Origin of the sequence: Paenibacillus sanfengchensis (assembly GCF_036864765.1) — a bacterium.
GTDB classification, from domain to species: domain Bacteria; phylum Bacillota; class Bacilli; order Paenibacillales; family Paenibacillaceae; genus Fontibacillus; species Fontibacillus sanfengchensis.
The window spans coordinates 13,194-36,086 of record NZ_JBAGJC010000009.1 but is presented as its reverse complement, the minus strand read 5'-3'; the positions used below and the strand labels follow the sequence as shown (position 1 = coordinate 36,086).

Genomic DNA, 22,893 nt, shown 5'->3' with positions numbered 1-22,893 from the left:
AAGCAGTGAGTAAGAGTACAGGCATTAGATTTTTAGTTGTAATTATGATGATTTATGCAATTACTTTTCATCTGGGAGGGGAAACTGTAAAGGCAAATTCCGTATATTATGTTTCTACAACGGGGAATGACATCACTGGAACCGGTACACTATCAAAGCCATGGAAAACCATACAAAAGGCGGCAGATACCATGACAGCCGGAGATACCTGCATCATACGAGGGGGTACATATCAGGAGACAGTAACACTTCAGACTTCCGGAACTTCTGCAAATCCCATAAACTTTAAGGCTTATCCAAGAGAGAACGTAACGGTATCCGGTGCCGATCCGGTTACTGGCTGGGAAAATTACTCCGGATCCATCTATTATGCGGAAATGACGGATTCCCTGGGAACAAAAGATCAAATATTTGTTAATAAGCAAATGCAATTTGAAGCCAGATGGCCCAATTCACCAACACTTGATCCCTTAAATTCAACATATGCAACCGTTGATTCCGGTTCCGCTACAACCATCAAGGATAAGGACTTAACTCAAGCACCTGGATACTGGGTTGGCAAAACGGTTTGGAGTGTTCCGGGGACAGGCTACAAATCTTATAAAAGTACCATTACCGGCTCAAGTAAAGGTTCCATTACCTTTGATCAAATGGCTACTGCAGCGACAGGCGGTAACAGCTACTATATTACTGGTAATCTTGAAGATCTTGACAGTGCGGGAGAATGGTATTACGACAGCATTACTGGCAGACTTTATTTTTGGGCACCTGGTGGAGTGGATCCGAATACTTTGACAGTAGAAGCAAAGAGGCGGACTTATGCGTTTGATTTAAGTTCCCGCTCTTACATAAATATTACCGGAATTAATATCTTTGCCTCCAGCATTAAAATGGCTAATTCTAATTATTGTAAAGTATCTAAAATGATTGCGGAATATGTTAGTCATGATTCGGATGTTACCAGCCAATACAGTACAGGGATATTTATGTCCGGTACCAATAATGAGCTTAGAGACAGCACTTTGACCTACAGTTCCGGTAATCTGGTGAGTATAGAGGGAACAGGAAATAAGGTAATTAATAATCTTATTCATGAAGCCAATTATTCGGCAGCGGATATTCCGGCGATCTATCTATTAGGGGCAAACCATTTAATCAGCCATAATACGGTATATAACGCTGGGCGTCATCTGATATTTATGCCTACCCAAAACAGCCGGATACAATATAATAATCTGTACAATGCAGGAAAGTTGACAAAAGACTGCGGAATACTTTATGAGTTTGCTTGGGATGGGCAAGGGACGGTAATTCATCATAATTACATCCATGATAATCTGGCAAAGAATTATTCCGGCACTGGGATCTATCTGGATAACGGGAGCAAGGGCTATATTGTGCATCATAATGTTGTATGGGGAAATTATACAGGGATAAGATTGAATACACCCAGTAATTTTAACCTGATTTATAACAATACCACCTACAGTAACGGAAATGTAGGATATTGGGGAAGTAATTTTCAGTCGGATATGTACGGCGACAGAATTTTCAACAATATCTTTACTACAGCCTTTACACTGCCTGGTACTCATATAGAGGGAAATAATATGACCTCAGAAACCAATCCGTTATTTGTGAATCCCACAGCATATGATTTCAGGTTGCGGTCTACTTCTCCAGCTATTAATGCAGGGGTTGTAATAGCTGGAATCACGAATGATTATGTTGGTGCGGCACCGGATATTGGAGCATATGAGTTCGGTGGAACTGACTGGACTGCCGGGCATGATTTTTCTTCACCTCCGGACCCGATTTTTGAGAGTGTCAGCTTACCTTATGTTAATAACGTAAGGCAATCTGATTTCGAGAAAGGGATTATCTCACCATGGGCAGCAACATATTCAGATACTGCTGCAAGTGTATCGGTACCAAGAAGCGGCTCTAAGAGTGTAAGATTGGGACCCGGAGAAGCTGGTATCGAGCAGGTACTTACGGGGCTAAGCCCTAATACCAGCTATATGTGTACCGCCTGGGTTAAGGCAGACAAAGGAGAGCAGATTCAGATTGGCGTTAAGGACTTTGAAGGAACGGATGCATCTGTAACATCCGACAGTACATCCTGGACAATGGTAAAGATTCCTTTTACAACCGGAGCAGGCGCTACCAAGGCAACCGTGTATGCTTACAAGAATCCTGGTACAGCATATGTTTATGTGGATGATTTTGGGGTAGTTGAGCAATAAATTATTTTACTGGTTTTATGTTTGACGGGATGGTCAGGAAAGACTAGTTAGTTGAGGTATATTGGCGTATATAGTAACGGAGCGGGTATTGACAGTCGTCCTTTGTTGTACCCCTAACCATTGCTTAGCGAAAGTATTAATTGCACCTTAGCGTAAGTTAAGGTTTGTAATACCCGCCTTTTGTACGCACGTTGAAGCCCGACCTCTCACGGTCGGGCTTTTGTGGAATTATGGAATAATCTCAAATACAGTGCCTTGGTTCGGCTCAGCCACTTTCATAGAGCCATAAACTCCTAAAAACAGCCGGGTTTGATTCTGATTTGATCCTAAACTAACGTAATACGCGGCACTAGACCCAAAATGATAATCCGTTTCTATGACATTGTAATCGTTTGGTTTGCAGTCGGATGTTGCCCTGGTATAGGCTAGAACCCCCCTAACAGGATTTGAATGAGCTCGAGCGAGATCGGTGAACACAACGCTTCCAAATAAATCAGGGATATCGTTTCCATTATAAGCCTGGACCCCGGTGAGTGCAGTCCCTCCAAACTTGTCGGGACGAGGATCTTCATGATAATAACTCGTTAGCGGCGGAAGGCGCAGCACTGAAGTTTCCAGGGTTTCATTGAAATATGAAATATTTTTTTCGCTCAAATCTGGATTTGCAGGGCAGCTTCTTACTACGGAGGTAGGTAAATCACCTTCCCATCCTCGCCAGCCAAAGTTAATAAATCCTTTTTGTCCGGTCTCAGACCCCGCTAATGATGCTTGAATTAGCTGGGGAACCGGTATCGGCGTATATTGAACGAATGAAAAAATCGATTCCACCAGATCTTGTCCGACATTCCCTACGTACTTCATATAATAATTATGGTGTCTCTGATATGAAATGCCCGTTATATTGCGTACTCCTTTTGCAGTGACCGTAAGCATGTTTTGAATAGATTCAGGTAGTTCATTAAACCGTGTAACCACAGGCGGGTGATCAATAAATGAATTCATGCCTACACCAATTTCAATGATCTTACCCGCGATTTCCATCATATCTTGGCTCAAATTAAACGGGTCATATGCAGATCCGCCATCTCCGGTCGTTAAAACCAGTTTTCCGGTTTCGGGCGAAAAGTTTAAGCTATTGACCCCATTATGATTTAAAAAGGGCCTTCTTATATTCAGTAATGTACGCCGTCTTTGAGGTTGCGCGTTCGGTTGCAGAATCCATTCTTCAACGGTATCGATATGATCATATTTTGTTTCTCTATCGGCCCACTTTAGGTTTAACGTCCGGGGATCGCACGGGTTAGGCTTAAAGGATTCGGAAAAAGCGACCGGACCTTGAGTTCCGGCTAGCGAGTAATGGAGATAAAACAATCCGAAGTTTACCCTGCTAACAATAGGCCGTAGACGGACTTTATCGTTATTCAATTAAATTCCCCCTGGTTAAAATAATCTTTTTTAAAATATGATGAGATTACTTTATTAGCACCTATAAAATAATGATAAAATACCCGAACACAATAGGAATTAATTTTAATAATGCAAATAAAATATAATTGGAATAATTAATGACCAAGGAGGTTTGAAATGACTACAAAAAAGTATCTTTTTAACCCCTTATCACTTTTGGTAGTTTTGGCAGTATTTCTATCCACATGGTTCACCGCCCCACCGTCGGTGAGCGCGGCAGCTAGAGGAGCATGGGCTCCGAATACGGCATATGCGGTAAATGACTCGGTAACCTATAATGGAAGCACTTATACCTGTCTTCAGGCGCACACTTCCCTCGTAGGCTGGGAGCCGCCCAATGCTCCTGCTTTGTGGCAGAAGGGCGGTGGCGGGACTACGCCGACACCGACTAACGGAGTGACATTCTATGCGGATATCAACTATGGCGGGAAGGCAGTAACAGTTGGAATAGGCAATTATACATTGTCTCAACTGAACGCAAAAGGAATTCCGAATGACTGGATGTCCTCTCTCAAGGTTCCTAGCGGTTGGACTGTTGAAGTATATGAGAATGATAATTTCGGAGGAACAAAGTGGACCTTTACGTCGGGTTCTTCCTGGGTTGGCAACACGATCAATGATAAAATGTCCTCGGTTAAAATTTATACGGGTTCGCCATCTCCTTCAGTAACAAAGCCGTCCGAAGTTCCAGGCCATATATGGACATATGTAATGAATGTGGACAACAAATTTGGTAAAGGCGGAGATTTTGCTTTATTGCTAAGTGCTGTTATCAAAAAAGAAAGCAATTTTGGAGCTGGCTTACCGGGTAGTCCATCAGCCGGCGACGGATTGATGCAAGTAGAACCAAACACACGCAATGCATATTTATCGCAATTCAGCTCAAAATTTGGCCGTGCGTATAATCACAGCAGTGAACAGGATCAGGTATGTATGGGCGCAATGATTTTAGATGAGAAGATTGTGAAGTTTGGAAATATATATAACGGATTATTACGCTATAATGGAGGAGATAACTGGTATCCGGGAGCCACGGATTCATATGGCCGTCCTATTCTGGCTAATCTCTATGCAGATGCAGTTTACGCTACTTATAAGGGTTATGGCGGTAAAAATTAAGGTAAAGGGCATGAGTTACCAAGCGGATCATTGCTTGCATAACCCATGCCTTTTTTATTTTATCAGGGTTCGTTCGGCCAGTTCCATGATTCGGTTTTCATGGATTTTTTGAAGTTATTGGGTAAGTGAACTTCACCTGGGGTTATGATATACTCGTTTAGATGTCTACCTTTAGCAGACAGGTTGATTTTACTACTACGGGATAAAGAACTGTCCTGGTATCTATAGAGAGGTTTATGACATGAAAAATAATTTCTGGCGTGATTTGCCACGGCCCTTTTTTATTCTGGCGCCCATGGAGGATGTGACGGATGTTGTTTTTCGTCATGTCGTCAGTGCAGCGGCCAGACCGGATGTGTTTTTTACGGAGTTTGCGAATACGGAAAGTTATTGTCACCCGGAGGGGAACCATAGTGTGCGCGGGCGGTTGACGTTTACAGAGGATGAACAGCCCATGGTAGCGCATATTTGGGGAGATAAGCCGGAATATTTTCGTCAAATGAGCATCGGTATGGCAAAGGAAGGCTTCAAAGGCATTGATATTAATATGGGTTGTCCTGTAGCGAATGTAGCGGAGAACGGGAAGGGCAGCGGTCTGATCTGCCGTCCGGAAACCGCGGCGGAACTTATCCAGGCCGCCAAAGCGGGGGGACTGCCCGTCAGCGTAAAAACAAGGCTTGGTTTCACGGAGATCGACGAATGGCGTGACTGGCTAACCCATATTTTGCAGCAAGACATTGTGAATCTGTCCATACATCTGCGCACAAGAGAAGAAATGAGCAAGGTAGCTGCGCATTGGGAGCTCATCCCGGAGATTAAAAAGCTTCGTGATGAGGTGGCTCCGGATACCCTGCTGACCATTAACGGGGATATCCCCGACCGCCAAACCGGCCTCAAGCTGGCTGAGCAGTACGGGGTGGATGGGATTATGATCGGGCGCGGTATTTTTCATAATCCGTTTGCCTTTGAGAAGGAGCCGAGGGAACACAGCAGCGAAGAATTGCTTGATTTGCTGCGGCTGCATCTGGATCTCCATGATCACTATTCAGCACTGGGGCCGCCGCGTTCGTTCAGCCCTCTCCCCCGATTCTTTAAGATATATGTCCGCGGATTTCGAGGGGCAAGCGAATTAAGAAACAGCTTAATGAACACCAAGTCCACAAGTGAAGTGCGTGCGCTGCTCGATGAGTTTAGAAGCAAGGAGCATGCCGAGGCGGAAGAACGTGAAATGTAGAAGAGAGACCTAAAAAGATGGAGGATCGGATGGATGGAGATGGGACAAGCCCGTACCAGCAAGTCTTTCCTCTGTTTTTTCTATGGAGGGGGATTTTACATGTCCTGGAGCAAATTGAAGCAACAACTGGAGAGCTTTCTCAGTCCTGCGTTACATGGAAGGGTGGAATACCGCGCACCGGGTTACCGTTATGTACCGGATAAATCCGGGATTTGTTATATCTCGGTGGATAAGAAGAACATCCTTAATATGAGTGATAAGACGAACTCCATCAGATGGTACCAAACGGAGCTGGAAATCAAGAATGATCCTGATATCCAAATTCCGATCACCCATGACGACATTGAGGTGGTCAGAAAAGATACCAAGGGACCCGTGCCGGAGGATCGTTTAATCGTCATTGCCCGAAGCAGAAAAAGTTCGGAGCATGCCAAAGCGCTTTTGTTCGCACAGGCTTCATTAAGTAAATCCAATTTTATCGTGGTGGCCAATAAGTTCTTAACTACCCCATTAGAGGAGAGCCTGGAGAGCGATGATATCCTATTGAACGTTCTGGCTTTGGTGGATCGAAGGGTCGGGAAAAAGCGGATCTTGAACATGTCCGAAGGGATGAAGTTAAAGCATCCGATTGTGCAGTATTTTTATGAACTACGGCGTAATACGTTGTAAAGGATGTACCTTGTAAATATGCCAGAAAAGCTCATGCTGAGGATAGCATGGGCTTTTCTTTATATGGGGATTGGATTGTAATCTGTGGCTTAATGGGGTATGATGCAAAATATACATATATCTTAAAGATATATTATTCGTGAGGGGGGACATATGAAAAGAATCAATACCACTCATTTTGCCATTCTCGGATTGCTTCGTATTAAGCCCATGAGCGCCTATGAACTGGTTAAGTTCTCGAAGGAAAGCATCGGTCTATTTTGGAACGAATCATACGGGCATATTCACAAGAGCATTAAACAACTGGAGTTAGAGGGCGCTGTGTCGATTGTGGAAGAAACGGAGACGGGAAGACGTAAAATCGTCTACGGCGTTACTAAGCAGGGGTGTGACCAACTGGATGCCTGGTTAGTTCTGCCGCCTGAGGAATCGGTGATGAGAAACGAATTGCTTATGAAGCTCTTTGTCTCCGAGGAACGTCATATCCCTCAGTTAGTCGCTTTTCTGGAGGAAGAATTAGAAGCGAGTGAGCGAATGACAGCGGTGCTTGCCGGAATTAAAGCGAGTGTTCCCAGCGGGAACAGCAAGCAAGAGCAGCTATGGCTGTTGACGCTCGATTACGGTGAGCGATACCTGCGAATGACGATCGAGTGGTGTCAACATGCGTTGGCATTGTTGCAGCCTTCCGAAAAGGAGAAACGAGAATGAACCTAAAACAGCGCTGCCTGGCTCCCATCCTGTTCATCGCGGTCGTGGTGATGGCTTGTGCCCCTCTCCTGCTGTGGATGAGAAGCAGTCCGCCTCTGGCCTTAAAAGTATTCGATCGCGAAGTATACAATTTAGAGATCAGCTATCAAATCACGGCATTATTCCTGGCGGTCATCGTCATCGGCATGGTATATGGGTTGGCGGGCAAGGAGGGGCTTGCGTATTTAAGCCTGAAGAGGCGGGATGGGCAAATCCGGCCTGAACCGTGGATCGGCATTAAACCCAAAGAGACGGAGACGTGGAAGAACCTAGGTACAAACTTTGCGATCGTGATTACACTGGTAACGGCAGTTGTCATCTATTTTCAAGTGGTTCATGGTAAAAGCGTAAGCCTGGAGCTGTTTCCCGGGGTTATTCTCATTCTCGGTTTTGCGCTTACGAATGCTTTTACTGAAGAGATCATTTTTCGATTTTCATTCGTGGCCGTTGTTAGCAGATATGGATTCTCTCCGTATGCAGCGCAAGGGTTAGCGGCGGCGACTTTTGGAATCGTTCATTATTTTGGAAACCCCGGCGGGATACCGGGGGTATTGATGGCTGCCTTTATCGGCTGGTTTTTGGCCAAATCGATGTTGGAAACGAAAGGATTCTTCTGGGCGCTGTTGATTCATTTTTTACAGGATGTCGTCATATTCAGTGCCTTGTTTATGAAATGATCTTTTGTTTAGGGCGTTTCAGTTTGAACTGCTCTGTTGCCAACAAGGCGGAAGCCGCCGTTTGTTTTTTCTTCATAGATTCGAATCTTATCGTCCAAATGCTTCAAATTGTCTTCCCACTTCTTTTTTTCGGCAAGAACGAAAAGGCGGTGCTTTGTCAGCATGCTTAATCTGCTTTGCATCGTCATGTCGCCCTGGTAACGAAGGCCGGCATAGTCCCTTATTTCCTTGATCGCCATACCGGTTTCTTTCAGACGCTTAATAAACAAAATCCAGTTCTGATCGTCTTCGGTATAGCAGCGTCTGCCAGCCGCATTTCGCGCAACTCGAATAAGATGCTCCTTCTCATAATAGCGCAACGTATCTATGCTTAAACCTGTAAGGACCGAAAATTCCCCGATGGAATAACAAATTTGGACCGCCTCCTAAAAATATGCTTGATCTGGAGTTAACTCCAGATTGTATGCTGGTACTATACAACACAGAGGAGGAGTCATGCAATGGAAACTGAACGTTATGCACGTGGTCTGGAAAAGCTGACGGAAGTGGATGGTGAGGGAGGTAAGCATGTCATCGAGTCACTGCAGCATATCGCTCCCGACTTAGGAAAATACATTATTGAATTTGCGTTTGGCGACATCTATTGCCGTGAAGGGCTGAGCCTGCAGGAAAGAGAATTGATTACCATCACCAGTCTCCTTACCGCAGGCGGTTGCGAGCCGCAATTAGAGGTACACATTCAAGGCGCGTTAAACGTGGGAATCCCGCAAGAAAAAATAGTGGAAGCTTTTATGCAGTGCATTCCCTATACAGGATTCCCCAAAGTGCTCAACGCTGTGGCAGCAGCCAAACGTGTATTTCAGAATCAATGAGGTAATGTTGCTAGCACAAAGTGTGTCGGTTACCATCAGCAAAAAGCTAGCATACGAGGTAGCTAGTAAACGCGGAACTTAAAAAATGATGGATAACATATTTCAGATTGCATAGGGATTAAAGGCATGGATTTGACTATCCATGCCTTTTTGAATGGATGGCGTAGAAGAAGTTCTATTTTCATGCAAAACAGGGCATTTACCGGAACCACAGAATAAAATTATTATTCTAGAAGCCTGATCTTTCAAGCCTTTCCCTGTTTTTTATTTGGACATGATTTAAACTATAATAAAAATGTGGTATAAAGAGCTGAGATAAAATGAGGGAGGATCGACCATGACCAAGAGTAATGAAACCAGCGACAATAAGGTGTTATCACCAGAACAGCGTGAAGAACTACTCGCAACATTGAAAGCCCGATTTGAGAAAAACATGAACCGCCATGACGGTCTCGAATGGCCTCATGTTCAAGCCAAGCTCGAAGCTAATGCCGAGAAACTGTGGTCGCTCCATGAAATGGAGAGGACCGGTGGCGAACCGGATGTGGTCGGTCATGATCCAGAGACGGATGAATTCATTTTTTACGATTGTTCAGCGGAAAGTCCTAAAGGCCGCAGAAGTGTTTGTTACGACCGGGAAGCTCTGGAGTCACGGAAGGAACACAAACCGCAGAATAGCGCTATGGATATGGCGGCCGCCATGGGCATTGAGCTTTTAACGGAAGCACAATACCGGGAATTGCAGAAGCTTGGAAAGTTCGATACGAAAACATCAAGTTGGGTGATAACCCCTGACAATATTAGAAAACTTGGCGGGGCCCTCTTTTGTGACTGGCGCTACGAGACTGTGTTTGTGTACCACAATGGCGCGGAATCCTACTATGCCGCCAGAGGGTTCCGCGGCTCGCTGAGGGTCTGAGTATTGGAGGCACCTCGGTGATGTGCAGTTTATATGGGGAACAACTCATCAATAGACGAGCAAAAGCCTAGCACGTTCATTTGAATATCATTTCTCCGAATATCATCGTGAAAAGTATCAATCTGACAAAGATTATGCCAATGGTGGTTTTGAAAATGGGATATGGCTACTTTTGTTGAACACCACATATCCAACTTAAAAACACCTCAAAGATTGTAACCATATGGTTATATTCTTTGAGGTGTTTTAATTTATATCACATTATGAGCAGTCCCGTTCCTAAACAATGAGGTGTTTAGCCCAGCTATTTATCATTTAATTTAGATATAAATTTTCTAAAAAAGTAATAAAATTAAAAATAAAGTATAATATTGGTTTACATTCCCGCAATTTGAGTTTATGTTGTTGATATAACACTAGGTATCTTTCATCATTTGATTATTATTCACTTTGAGGTGAAAAAATGAGAAGCAGAACGTTAATTCTCTTAATATTTTTTACAATACTTCTTAATGGTTGTCAGATGAGTGGGCAGGAGAATGAGCGGAAGGAACTTAGCATCCTGTACAGTTCTATATCTGATTTTCAGAGAGATTTTGGGTTTGTTAAAGATAAATTTAAGGATTTGAATATTAAGATTATCGAATTCTCCCCTCAACTCGGGGAAGGCATGTGGAACGAGATGAGATATGTTCCTGCAAAAGGTGCGGATTGGGATAGTGAGCGTTACATAAAACTGGTCCAGGAGCAAAAACCGGATATTCTATTTTTTCCGCAAACGATATATTCTGACCTACTTAATGAAGGTATGTTATCTGATATGTCTACATATGCAGAGGAAGATGATTTTAAAGAGATTAATTCCAATATTGCAGAAGCCTTTAAAGACTTAGGAGGCGGGAGATTGTATGCCTTGTCTGATTCCATTAGCTCACAGGTGCTGTACTACAATAAAGATTTATTTGAGCAGTTTGCGATACCTGAACCAACGGATCAAATGTCTTGGGAACAAATTCTTGGTTTAGCTAAACAATTCTCGTTACGGGATAATATAGAAGGTCTGTATTTACTCAATTACGACCAAGCTGGGTTGCTGCTGACAATGGGAAAAACAAATGGATTAAAGTGGTATGATTCTTTAAATCAAAGAACCTTATTTGATAGTCCCACCTGGAAAAAATACCTTGAAGGTGTAGTCTCTTTCTATCAAGAAGGTGCATCATATGCTTCCCAGGAAGATCCCAGTGATTTATTTTTAGATGGTAAGTTAGCAATGACATTAAATACCCATCAATTTGTAATGAAGCTTAATAACAATAACGCAAAGAAAATTAATTGGGGAGTTGTAACCGAACCGGTCAATCCAAACGAACCTGATATTAGCAAGACAAAGAGCTTCCAATATTTAGATGGAATCTATGTAGAGACAAAAAATTTTGAAGAAAGTCTGAAAGTTTGGAAATATATAAACAGCGAGGAAGCTGCAAAATTGAAATACAACTTAAGTATGTCTTTATTTACTGTTCCTGTTCGAGACTCGTTAATGGCAGATAATGATAACCGTAATTTGGCTGCATTTTACAAGTTAAAACCCCAGTTTAATTATGAATATAACGATTTGACCCGAGCTTCAGAAAAGGCCGCACTTCTTGAAATTAATGGAATATTACGGCAAGTGATTGAGGGGCAACTAACGGTTGATCAAATGATCATAAAGCTACAGGAGGATGTCATCAATGCTATTCAATCGAATAAATAATAGGGCTTTAATCCATAAAGGTATATTTATCCCTGTCTTGATATCTATCTTCTTACTGATATCGGGGTGTGGTACTTTATCTCCATCTTCGAATAAAGCAAATGATAAAAAGAATATGGAAACCGAGCTAACTATCTATTCTTCGTTTCAAGATCAGTTTTTTTACAAATATTATGGAAATTATTTGATACAAGAATATCCAAACATCAAATTTAGGCTAATCCAATCAACGAGTGAGAATGCTGAAGAGATGGCTAAGGAGGTTCAACAAAGCAAACCAGATTTGATCATTACATGGAAAGATAATTTTCGTGAACTGCAGCGGCAAAATATGCTTACAGACTTAAACAACTTTGTCCAGTCTAGGGACTTTAATCTTGAGGATTACTACCCTGAAATGATCACCACTCTTCAAAACGATACGGGACAGCTAAATGGGCTGTCTCCCATGGTTAGTCCTTTCGTAGTTTTTTACAATAAAAATTTGTTTGATGAAAACAAAATTGGTTACCCTACCAACCAAATATCCTGGGACGAAATGCTTTCATTAACCCAACAATTTATAGGGTCTGGAACAACGGGATTAACTGGGCGAAGCCCTGCAAGTCTGTTATCGGCTATTGCGAAATCCAAAGGTTGGAAGATTGTTGATACTCACAGTAAAAATTTAATTTTCAATGCTCAAGAGTGGACGAGTTCCATACAGAAGATTCTTGATTCATCGAGGGGAGGAAACCTTGTAAATGATACAGGCGAGTTATTCCTCCAAGGAAAAGCGGCTATGCATTATGGAACTTTAGATATGATACCAAAGCTTTTGGAAAAAAACTCATTTGCCTGGGAGGTAGTTACTACCCCAGTAGATTCACTGAATAGAGACATAAGTTCAGATATCTACTTCTATGATATTTTTTGCATCCCAGAAGAGGCTTCCCAGAAGGAGGCTGCGTGGGAAGTGATTCAAGCTCTACTAAGTGGAGAATCCGTTACTTATTTGCAGAATAACAGTATTCCAGGCTCTGTATCGACCCTGAGTAAATATATGAATTCTCAGTATGGGAACGTTGATCTTTCAGCAATTTGGAAGCAAAAAATTGATAATAAGCCTTACTTAAGCAGCGAACTATCACGCAACTTTATTGATAAATTCGATGGAGTCGTAGACACAGTCTTGACCAGGGCAGTTTCCAATAAAAACATAAGCCCTGAAGAATGTTTCACCGAGATAGAAGAACAGGCCAAAGTATTGTATCAGGAGGAGCGCCAAGCAAAAAGCGAATAATTAGTTTGTTTAATTTAGGGGGACGAAGATGACGAGTGATATCAAAGAGATTCAAACAGTCCTAAACCCCCTCTTTCCTGTCCACACATAATAAATTTTTCCTGTAAAGAAAAAGGAGTAACCTCGGCTATTATGATAAAGATACTTGCTCAATTTGGAATTATTATCTCTTCTCAATCTGCTTGTTCGTCTAGAATGAATTTAAGTCGCGTGCTTATGGCTATGACACATGATAAAGAAAATTTCATCCAGCAGTATCAGAATTAGTATTCACGAAACAGTTAGTATGGAGGATGCTAGAAGTTTAGTTAGTGCAATTCTCCAGATGATAGAACTGATCAAAACTAGAAGTAAATTTGAGCTTATTGCATCAGGAAAGTTTATGACAAATTAACCTTCAAACTTAATTACCACTCTCAAAACTAAATGAAGCCTTCGAAAACTGGCAGAGCCTTTCGAAAGACATTATGTATATTTAATGCCCACTAGCCTTTATGGTTAGTGGGCTTTTGCGTTGTTTTTTAAAGCAGCTTAACCGATTTATCCCTGTTCTGCACGCATGTTAGCACTTTCTTGCAAAAACTCCTCTAATGGGCGATAGTTTCCGCTCCAGTACTACCCATGTCTTCTTGTTCCAAAACCGGGCCGATCATTTCAACGTCGACATCCAGTCCTTTCAGAACGGATCTATAGTCCAAGACTTCGGTTTCAAAAGGAAGCAATAAGTAACTCGTAAGAAACGCCATATACGATCTTGTTAATCCCCAATGAGGCTGCTGCAAGCACGCATCTTGTACAGGGGGGTTGTGCTTGTATAGAGTATAGCCTTACTCAATAACTCATCCGGCAGGAATATATGAAGACAAAAAGGTTATAACTCTATCCGTTACATATTTTTCTTCAATCGATTATACTGATAAGGCCAACTCTACATGTTTAGGAGATGTCTCATAGATTATGCTAAAGAAAGAAGTCGCGTATATTCGCAAGCAGTTTAAGCTGGATCACGAAAAACTTCAGATTTACGATATTTTGAATGTGTATATTATGAAGGAAACGAACGAGATTTATCATTATGAGCGTCAGCCTTTTGCGCTAGTGGACAGGGAAAAGCAGGAGCTCTATATGGGGAATTTCAAAAAGCTGCTGGCCGGCGAATTGGATCAAAAGCTGTTTGAGCTAAAGCTTCATGAGGAAGCGGAGACGCCGACGCGGGTGCTTCTTCATCAAGGTCTGGTGACCGGGGATGCGGAGGAATGGCATGATCTGATGATTCTGCTGGTGGAGAAGATGCTTACGGATACCCATTATGAAAAGGATACGGTAATTACTTTTGTCCGCGGGCAATACTATCAGCCGACCAAAGCCAGAAACGAAGAGGCTGAGGAAAGCGAAAATGACGAGATGTTCGCCAATCCGTTCATTCTGTGCAGCATCAATTCTACGGAGCAGCAAAAGAAAACGCTCATGTTCGATTACGTCGAGAGAGAGTTCAAATACAATGTGATCGTCGATCCGATTATTAAGTTGAGTTCGCCGGAGCAGGGCTTTTTCTACCCCAGCGTGACGGATGGCTATTCCGACGTGAATCGGGTGCTGTATTGCTCGGGAAGAGCGCACGAACCGAACCAGCATTTCATCGAGGAAGTTCTGAATGCCGAGAAGACCGTGACGGCGTTGGAGGAGCGAGCGATTTTTGAGGAGATCGTGAAGGAAGTGGCAGGAGATCAACTCGACGCCTCAACAATCGCCAGCGTTTACGAGGAAATTCATCAGGTCATCGAGACCCATGAAGAGGAAGAACCGCCGAAGCTGGACTATAAAGATGTGGAACGCATGCTGATGGTCAGCGGCGTGGAGAATGTGACGGCGGAAAAAGTGGAACGGGCGTTCGAAACGATCGTCGATGACAGGAACTACGAAATCAAAGCGACCAGTGTCGTCCCGAAATTCACCTCGAAATCGATTAAGATCGATACGAAGGTCGCCACGATTTCGGTCAGCCCGCAGGATCTGAAGTACGTGAGACAGGTGAACTATCAAGGGAAACGGTGTATTTTGATCGAGGTAGACGAAGACGCTGTGATTGAAGGATTCACGCTGAATACGGAGACGTTGTAGGTCGGGAGCTGCTTCATAAATAGGAAGCAAATGCGGCTGAATGCCATCATCGATCTGCTAGTGCCCCATTAGACAACGTTGATAACATAGAATTCCTGCAAATGTGCATGTTTTTTTCTTGTTCGGGGCCAAGATTTTAAAATTCCTGCAATTCTGCAGGAATTTTCGGCGAGATCGGCTCGTATCGCTAAACTCGTTAGAAATGCCTGCAGATTTGCATCTTTTTGCAGTTGGAAGTGTCGGGAGTACGCAAGGCACCTTGACAGCTATAGGTATGGCACAAAGAAAAGTAACAAGGGTGATTCGATGGACATTAAGGAACTTGCAGCTGTCATAAAATTACCTGCTAATAAGAGGTATGAGTACTTTATCAAGAAGGTTGTTGATTTCGAAGAAATTTGGGGACTGTATGATGACGGCTGGGCAATGACACAAGACGACACGGGGAATAGCTTAATGCCTTTTTGGCCCAAAAAGGAGTTCGCAGAACTTTGTTCCATCGGTGAATGGTCAGATTTAGCCCCAAAAAGCATTGATTTAGAAGAGTTTATAGAAGATTGGTTACCCGGGCTTAAAGATGATGGTTATAGGGTGTCTGTATTTTGGAATAACGATGATTCAGCTGTATTGGAAGTGGATGACTTACTTAAGGATTTGGAGAGGGAATTGGAGAAATATTGATGTTTTCTCAACGTTGAGTGACTCAATGTAGATTGGGAAACACCAATTCGTGGGCTTTGCAGGGATTTGTCGAAATTTGCAGAAAAACAAATGATGTCCTACTTTTACAGATAGCGAGGGATTACAACGATGAATAGGGATATCTTACACGAGTTGGATTCGCTGAAACAGTCATTTGATTTACTGGTTAAGCGGGTGGATCGTCTGGAAAAGAAACTTGCGGGAGGCGGAAGCCCGAGCTACACTCCACCTCGGCCTTCCCCGATCACTCTATACATTGATTGTGATACTGCCGTATTTAAAGATGGCCTTCGCCCAAGTGCGATTGACTTTTTACGATGGAGTATGACGAACTTTCATTGTTACCTGATCACTTCATTGGAACAAGAGGAGTTCAAAAATCACTGCATGCATAGTAATGCCGATGATTTATATGCTGGAATAACATATATAAACGCCAAAGAATACAAATCCAAAGCGGACATCGTCGATATTTACGATGATTTTTACTGTATTACGACAAACAAGTATCCGGAAAGCTTAATGGACCTGAGTGACACACACTACAATGATCGGGTTATTAAAATTAACAAAATGCCGTTTGATGAAATTAGAGAAAAGATCAGAAGTAACATGAATTCCAGAATAGATGCAAAATTAAGCATGGTCGAGGCACAGAATGCTGAAGTTTTTTCCTTGTTCAAATCAGGTGAATATTTTGGGGGAAGAGGCGGCAGAGGATGGACTTACGAACATATAAAAAATAAAAGGAATGCGTTATCCATTGATTTTGTAAGCCGAACAGACTTCATCGTTGAGTGGTCATTGCAAAAAAAGGATAAGGATGATTGGGTGAAAGAATCCAAATTAGTATTGACTACAAACACTTATATGGAGCTTCTGGCACAAATGGATCTTTTGCCAAACCTGTTAACCGAAATCAATCAACAATTATCAAACAAATAATGAGAGAGGGAACATGGACAACTTGATAACTGGCATAGCTACGAACGACATTTCCCTTGATTTTGCCTTGGAATACACGCCTAAAATACCGTTACGGCCTCATCAGATGATGACCTTTAATTTGCTGGTCCAAAACGACAGCTTCTTAATCGCGGATCAGGAAGGGGTCGGGAAAACCCCGCCGATCTTGTGCAGTCACGAAGCTAAAATAAAGCATGGCAAGGCCGGGATGGGGTTATATATCACGAAAGCATCCCTGATCTACGATGTGTATAATCAAGCCCAAAAATTCACGAACCTTAGAGTTGCCGTAGTTGCCGGAAATATAAATAAGCGGATTAATATGTATTATGATTTGGAAAAAGGCTTGGCCGATTTAGTTGTTGTATCCTATGAGACGTTCAGGCAGGATTTTAACCAATTTAATGAACTTCATCGTGTGAAGCCGTTTAGTGTCGTCTATGCGGATGAAGCTCATAAAATACGCAATGTGGAGACAGAAGTGGCTTATTGGATCCACAAAATAGATACGCCGCAACGGTATGCGATTACAGCCACCCCGATTGTTAACAGTATTGTAGACTGTTTCAATATCCTGAGCTGGATAAGAGCCATTCCTTATACGTATGAACAGTTCTTAGCCCGTTATTGTGACATATCCCGGTCAGGCCGTATTACCGGCTATAGAAACATGGAAGAAGTGAGAGAAACGCTGCAGAATCATATGCTGCGAAGATTGAAACAAGATGTACTGCAGGACTTGCCGCCGGTGTCGAGTCACAATCTGTATGTAGAGCTCACAGCCGCGCAAAGGAAGCTGTACAAAATGGTCGAGGCGGCGGATGAAAACCACGTGTTTGCCAACCTGGATTTTGAGGATATATCCACTGAGTACGTTAAGTACACCCGGTTGTCTCAGATCGCGGAATCCACAGAAATTGTTGGAGGCGAAAAAGGAAAGAAGGGTTCTTCAAAGTTATCTGAGCTTGAGAATCTGCTTGAGGAGATCGTCCTACGTGGCGAAAAGGCAGTAGTTTTCTCCCGTTCCAAGAAGTTTACCCATGTGATGGCGAGCTATTTCTCGAAGTACAATCCGGCAGTCGTCACCGGGGATATTTCTTCTTACGCTGAGGGATCGAAAACCGTGTCGGAACGTCAACTCCAAGTGGATAAATTCCAAGAGGATGAATCCTGCAAGGTGATCTTCTGCGTATCGGCGGCCGGCCGAGAAGGTTTGACATTAACCGCGGCCTCCAATCTCATCTTCACTTCGAAAGATTTTAGTCCCGCCTTCGTTTCCCAAGCCATAGGACGAATCTGGAGAATGGGCGCTCAGGTGCACCCATCGATCGATGTGTATTCCATCCTCGCGTTAAACTCAGTGGATCTTGCGTTGGAGGAACTGCTTGGAGAGAAACAATATGTGATTCAGGATATGGTGGAGAGAAAATAACATACAGACTTCCAGACTAAAAAGAAGCATCGTTAAACGGTGTTTCTTTTTTTAGTATTGTAATACTAAATATTATCGTGGTATAGTTTACCTATACCGCTAGGAACAAAGTAGGTGATTTATTGTTCGAAGACTTTTGGAATCTATGTCTTAACCATGATATTAAATCGCGAGACCAATTGCTTCGTGAAGCCGTACGTGTGGTGAAGATGAAGCAATACATAGAGCAAGTCCCCGTCCCGGAGCGGGCCGAGATTGAAAGCCATTCGGACAAGCTGTTTGAACGGATGCTGGAGCAACTCGGAACGATTGAACTGGGGCATTTTCCGGGGGATCGGGAGCTGTTTTATAGACTCTACCACACGGGAAAAGATCTCAATCTGGCGGAATACGGCCGGCAAACCATCCGACAGGACCGGGTTATAGCTACGCTGCAGGTGCACTATAGTGTTTTTCGTGCCTTTACGGAAGCTTCCGGGGGGCGGAAAGAGCAGCATTGGCTTGTCGCTGAAGCCGAGAAGTTTATGGAAGGCTTGGCACGATTTACACCGCGGCCTAACGTGGATCTTACACTTTTAACCGAAAACTATATCCTTGGGCGTTTGTTAAAGACACATTTCGCGGGTCAGGATCATATTCGGATCGTTCAGGGTTCCATATATCAGCCTTTGCCACTGCCGGATCGGTATGATGCGATACTGACCGTTCCGAATTTCGGACAGAAGCTGGATGACGAATCAGCCGGGGTCCGGGAAGCGGAAGGCGCAGCTATTGAGCATCTGGCTCCGCTGCTGTCGTCCGGCGGCCAACTTGCGGCCGTTTTGCCGGCACGAATGATGTTTCAGTCCGGGACGATCGGGGAGTGGCGGAAACGGATGAACGAGATGTACCCGGTAAGGTCGGTTCATTCCTTGCCGGAAGGGTTATTCAGACCCTACACATCGGTGAAAACTTACGTCGTAGCTTTTGGCAGCGGACAACTTCCGGAGGAAATTCCGATCGGCCGATACAGGCTGCGGGATTCGGTTGTATTGGAGGAAGAACAAACGGTGATGCTGAAGGCCGCCGCCTTTCAACAGCTGGGGGACTGGCGGATCGAGCTTCTCCTGGAGCAGGACAGCGATACCTTGACGGCCTTTCAACAGGCAGCGATTCCTAAAGTCAAGCTGAAGCAAATGGCGGATATTTTCCGAGGGAAATCGATCTTGAAGCAGGATCTTCGTCCAGGCTCCATTTCGGTTCTGAATATATCCAACCTGGAGGACGGAGAAGTGAAGCTTGACCAGATGGAAACGATTGAGGAAGAGCCGCGCAAAGTAAGACGCTATGAGGTGTTTCCAGGAGACCTAGTGATGACTTGCCGCGGCACGCAAAGTAAGCTGGCGGTAGTTCCGGAACATTCGCGGATGGTCATAGCTTCGGCGAATATCATCGTTATTCGTTTCCGGGATCAGATGGACAGCATGTATGCGAAGATTTTTCTGGAGAGTCCGGTGGGGATCGCTCTGATTCAAAGCTTTCAGCGCGGAACGACAGTCATGAATCTGAATCCGGCGGATGTTGGAGAAATCGAAGTACCGCTTCTCCCGTTAGAGAAGCAACGGGCGATTAGTGAAGCCTACATCAAAGAGAAAAAGCGCTATTCGGACGCGGTTCAAGCCGCCACCCGTCGCTGGGAAGAGCAGCGGGAACAAATTTACTCAGCACTATATTAAGCAAGCATAACAGGGAGGTTGCTAAAGCATGGCAACAGCAAACATTGGATTTGAAGAGAAACTGTGGGCGATGGCGGACAAGCTGCGCGGAAGTATGGATGCCGCGGAGTATAAGCATGTTGCGCTAGGCCTGTTGTTCCTGAAATATGTATCGGATGCGTTTGAAGAGAAATACGCGGAGTTGGAACTCGAGCCTTATGCCGATTCGGAAGACCGCGACGAATATGATGCCGTGAATATTTTCTGGGTACCTAAGGAAGCGCGCTGGAGCAACATTCAGGCCAACGCCAAGAAACCGGAAATCGGCCAGATTATCGATAACGCCATGATTTTGATCGAGAAGGAGAATCCGTCCTTAAAAGGCGTGCTGCCGAAAGACTTTGCCCGTCCGGCACTGGACAAGACCCGTCTGGGGGAAGTCATCGACGTATTCTCCTTCAAAGTCGGCGACAAGGACAGCCGTTCCAAAGACGTGCTTGGCCGGGTGTATGAATACTTCCTGAGCAAGTTCGCCAGCGCCGAAGGCAAGAACGGCGGCGAGTTCTACACGCCTTCCAGCGTCGTACGACTCCTGGTTGAAATGATCGAGCCTTATAAAGGGAGAGTTTATGACCCTTGCTGCGGTTCCGGCGGGATGTTCGTGCAAAGCGAGAAGTTCGTGGAGGAACATCAGGGGAAAGCGGGCGACATCGCCGTCTATGGGCAGGAATCCAACCCGACGACCTGGCGTTTGTGCAAAATGAACCTGGCGATTCGCGGTATCGACGGCAATCTGGGAGAGTTTAACGCGGATACGTTCCATAACGATCTGCACAAAAACATCAAGGCCGATTTCATTCTGGCCAATCCGCCATTTAATATCAGCGACTGGGGCGGGCAGCGACTGACGGACGATGCGCGTTGGCAGTACGGGATCCCGCCGGCAGGCAACGCCAACTATGCCTGGATTCAGCATATCGTGTCGAAACTCGCGCCTAGCGGAGTGGCTGGGTTCGTATTGGCGAACGGCTCCATGTCTACGAGTACAACGAGCGAATTGGAAATCCGCAGCAAGCTGGTGGATGCCGATCTGGTGGACTGCATCGTTACGCTGCCGGGTCAGCTGTTCTATTCGACGCAAATCCCAGTATGCCTGTGGTTTATGGCGAAGAACAAAGCACCCAAGGGGCTACGCGACCGCCGCGGCGAAATTCTATTCATCGACGCCCGCAAAATGGGCCATATGGTCGACCGCACCCATAAGGAACTAAGCATGGAAGACATGAAGAAAATTGCAGATACGTACCATGCGTGGCGCGGTCAGTCCGAAGCGGGACAATACGAAGATGTAAAAGGCTTCTGCAAAGCCGCGAAGCTGGCTGAGGTGCAGGAGCATGAATATATTTTGACCCCGGGACGTTATGTCGGGATCGAAGAGGCTGAAGAAGACAGCGAACCTTTCGAAGATAAAATGGTGCGCTTGACGAGCGAACTGGCCGAGCAATTCGCGAAATCCCGCCAGTTGGCGGACGAGATTCGGAAGCAGTTGGGGGGGATTGGGTTTGAGTTTTGACTGGATTAAAACAACTTGGGGAGAGATTGCTAGTTTAGAATATGGTAAAGCCCTCAAAGATTACAAAAGTACTACAGAGGGGTATCCTGTTTACGGAACTAACGGTCCGATAGGTTTTACAGATAAATATTTAACAAACGGACCTGGAGTTATAGTTGGAAGAAAGGGAGCTTACAGGGGAGTTCATTATTCAGAAGGGCCATTCTTTGTAATTGATACAGCATACTATTTGATGCCTTTTAGTAGAGAACAGGTAGATATTAAGTGGGCATATTATAACCTAAAAAACATTGATATAAATAATTTGGACTCAGGTTCAGCAATCCCATCTACAAGTAGAGCTGATTTTTATTCTTTGAATGTTCTACTACCTTCAATTGTTGAGCAAATATCAATCAGAAATATCTTAGATTCTCTAGATAAAAAAATCGAACTAAACAACGCCATCAACAAGAACCTCGAGGAAATGGCCCAAGCTCTTTTTAAGCGCTGGTTTATTGACTTTGAATTTCCAAATGAGAATGGTGAACCGTACAAGTCCAGCAGGGGCGAGTTTGAGGAAAGCGAGTTGGGGTTGATTCCCAGAGGGTGGAGAGTGCTTGAGTTAGGAGAAATAATCGCGTCGATATCAGAGACTTATAAGACTGATAAAGAAAAACTAATATTCTTAAATACCTCTGACATATCCGAAGGAAAGGTATTGAATAAAGTTTACTCGGATGTTTCATCGTTACCAGGCCAAGCAAAAAAGAAGATAAGAAGAGATGATATTCTATACAGCGAAATTAGGCCGCAGAATAAAAGATATGCTTATATTAACTTTGATGCTGAGGACTATATAGTGTCAACAAAACTGATGGTACTCAGATCACAAAAAAAATCTCAATCTATATTTGTATACTTTTACCTAACAAATTCTATAGTAATAGACTATTTACAAATGTTGGCTGAAGCCCGTTCTGGTACTTTCCCGCAAATTACTTACCAACAAATAAAAACATTAAAGATTTGTTTACCAGAGGACGTTGAACTAAAAAGATATTCAAATATTATAGAATCCATACTAAAAAAAATTCAGCATAACAATCAAGAAATTAATAATTTGAATAATATTCGCGACAGCCTTCTCCCCAAACTCATGTCTGGAGAGATTCGCGTCCCGCTGGACGAGCAAGAGCTCGTCATCAGCGAATAACTACTTACATTTATATAAGATGAACTAAAGAAAGAGATGTAAGCATGGAAGTAAAATGAATCCGAAGAAACGGCAGTGGTCGCCTCTGTGAGTGGATTTCTACCTTACTAGAATATATAAATTCAAGAAATCCACAAACAACAGCGATCGCAGGAACATTTTACGTACTTGCTCCACATCCCTTACAACAGTTCATCAACAGTTTCAGCTTATATCCCA

The 22,893-nt window shown here is 43.8% G+C and carries 18 protein-coding genes and 1 pseudogene; 17 read left to right on the top strand and 2 right to left on the bottom strand.

What is annotated here, in order from left to right:
- Positions 1-5: 5 nt before the first annotated feature.
- Positions 6-2,246, top strand: a complete 2,241-nt coding sequence (locus V4U84_RS18740; protein ID WP_334077712.1) for a right-handed parallel beta-helix repeat-containing protein — start codon at positions 6-8, stop codon at positions 2,244-2,246.
- Between the two features lie 228 nt (positions 2,247-2,474).
- On the opposite strand, the pseudogene V4U84_RS18735 reads toward V4U84_RS18740, so the two are convergent.
- A pseudogene (locus V4U84_RS18735) lies at positions 2,475-3,620 on the bottom strand (PQQ-dependent sugar dehydrogenase family protein); the annotation flags it as partial.
- A 210-nt stretch (positions 3,621-3,830) separates the two neighbouring features.
- Here V4U84_RS18735 and V4U84_RS18730 point away from each other — a divergent pair.
- The 5 genes from V4U84_RS18730 to V4U84_RS18710 all read left to right on the top strand — a co-directional run bounded on the left by V4U84_RS18730 (position 3,831) and on the right by V4U84_RS18710 (position 8,159).
- A complete protein-coding gene (locus tag V4U84_RS18730; RefSeq protein WP_334077711.1) occupies positions 3,831-4,832 on the top strand; it encodes a carbohydrate-binding protein in 1,002 nt (333 codons plus the stop codon).
- 241 nt (positions 4,833-5,073) lie between these two features.
- Positions 5,074-6,066 carry a tRNA dihydrouridine synthase gene (locus V4U84_RS18725; RefSeq protein WP_334077710.1) on the top strand — a complete coding sequence of 331 codons (993 nt, stop codon included), beginning with the start codon at positions 5,074-5,076 and terminating at the stop codon, positions 6,064-6,066.
- A gap of 99 nt (positions 6,067-6,165) precedes the next feature.
- Positions 6,166-6,735, top strand: a complete 570-nt coding sequence (locus tag V4U84_RS18720) for an SF0329 family protein (protein WP_334077709.1) — start codon at positions 6,166-6,168, stop codon at positions 6,733-6,735.
- Between the two features lie 153 nt (positions 6,736-6,888).
- On the top strand, positions 6,889-7,443 hold the full coding sequence (locus tag V4U84_RS18715) for a PadR family transcriptional regulator (protein WP_334077708.1): 555 nt from the start codon (positions 6,889-6,891) through the stop codon (positions 7,441-7,443).
- Positions 7,440-8,159, top strand: a complete 720-nt coding sequence (locus V4U84_RS18710) for a CPBP family intramembrane glutamic endopeptidase (protein ID WP_334077707.1) — start codon at positions 7,440-7,442, stop codon at positions 8,157-8,159. Before V4U84_RS18715 ends, V4U84_RS18710 begins: the two co-directional genes overlap by 4 nt.
- A gap of 8 nt (positions 8,160-8,167) precedes the next feature.
- On the opposite strand, the gene V4U84_RS18705 is transcribed toward V4U84_RS18710, so the two are convergent.
- On the bottom strand, positions 8,168-8,560 hold the full coding sequence (locus V4U84_RS18705) for a MerR family transcriptional regulator (RefSeq protein WP_334077782.1): 393 nt from the start codon (positions 8,558-8,560) through the stop codon (positions 8,168-8,170).
- A gap of 99 nt (positions 8,561-8,659) precedes the next feature.
- Here V4U84_RS18705 and V4U84_RS18700 point away from each other — a divergent pair, with 99 nt between their 5' ends.
- The 11 genes from V4U84_RS18700 (at position 8,660) to V4U84_RS18650 (ending at position 22,674) form a co-directional block, all read left to right on the top strand.
- The gene (locus V4U84_RS18700) at positions 8,660-9,031 is read left to right on the top strand and encodes a carboxymuconolactone decarboxylase family protein (RefSeq protein WP_334075021.1); all 372 of its coding nucleotides are present in this window, start codon (positions 8,660-8,662) and stop codon (positions 9,029-9,031) included.
- Positions 9,032-9,368: 337 nt separating this feature from the next.
- Entirely contained in the window at positions 9,369-9,950 is a 582-nt protein-coding gene (locus V4U84_RS18695) for a DUF4256 domain-containing protein (RefSeq protein WP_334077706.1), read from the top strand.
- A 463-nt stretch (positions 9,951-10,413) separates the two neighbouring features.
- Entirely contained in the window at positions 10,414-11,709 is a 1,296-nt protein-coding gene (locus V4U84_RS18690; RefSeq protein WP_334077705.1) for an ABC transporter substrate-binding protein, read from the top strand.
- Complete coding sequence (locus V4U84_RS18685; RefSeq protein ID WP_334077704.1) at positions 11,687-12,991, top strand: ABC transporter substrate-binding protein; 1,305 nt, start codon at positions 11,687-11,689, stop codon at positions 12,989-12,991. Before V4U84_RS18690 ends, V4U84_RS18685 begins: the two co-directional genes overlap by 23 nt.
- A gap of 957 nt (positions 12,992-13,948) precedes the next feature.
- Positions 13,949-15,112 (top strand): DUF4317 domain-containing protein, encoded by a 1,164-nt coding sequence (locus V4U84_RS18680; protein WP_334077703.1) that lies wholly within the window; start codon positions 13,949-13,951, stop codon positions 15,110-15,112.
- A 306-nt stretch (positions 15,113-15,418) separates the two neighbouring features.
- Positions 15,419-15,793: a DUF2750 domain-containing protein gene (locus tag V4U84_RS18675; protein ID WP_334077702.1), complete on the top strand. Its 375-nt coding sequence runs from the start codon at positions 15,419-15,421 to the stop codon at positions 15,791-15,793.
- Positions 15,794-15,922: 129 nt separating this feature from the next.
- Positions 15,923-16,759 carry a hypothetical protein gene (locus V4U84_RS18670; RefSeq protein WP_334077701.1) on the top strand — a complete coding sequence of 279 codons (837 nt, stop codon included), beginning with the start codon at positions 15,923-15,925 and terminating at the stop codon, positions 16,757-16,759.
- A 13-nt stretch (positions 16,760-16,772) separates the two neighbouring features.
- Entirely contained in the window at positions 16,773-18,212 is a 1,440-nt protein-coding gene (locus V4U84_RS18665; protein WP_334077700.1) for a DEAD/DEAH box helicase, read from the top strand.
- A gap of 209 nt (positions 18,213-18,421) precedes the next feature.
- Entirely contained in the window at positions 18,422-19,927 is a 1,506-nt protein-coding gene (locus tag V4U84_RS18660; RefSeq protein WP_334077699.1) for a restriction endonuclease subunit S, read from the top strand.
- Between the two features lie 28 nt (positions 19,928-19,955).
- On the top strand, positions 19,956-21,479 hold the full coding sequence (locus V4U84_RS18655) for a class I SAM-dependent DNA methyltransferase (RefSeq protein WP_334077698.1): 1,524 nt from the start codon (positions 19,956-19,958) through the stop codon (positions 21,477-21,479).
- Positions 21,469-22,674 (top strand): restriction endonuclease subunit S, encoded by a 1,206-nt coding sequence (locus V4U84_RS18650; protein ID WP_334077697.1) that lies wholly within the window; start codon positions 21,469-21,471, stop codon positions 22,672-22,674. The genes V4U84_RS18655 and V4U84_RS18650 overlap by 11 nt, the downstream gene beginning before the upstream one ends.
- The last annotated feature ends 219 nt before the right edge of the window (positions 22,675-22,893 follow it).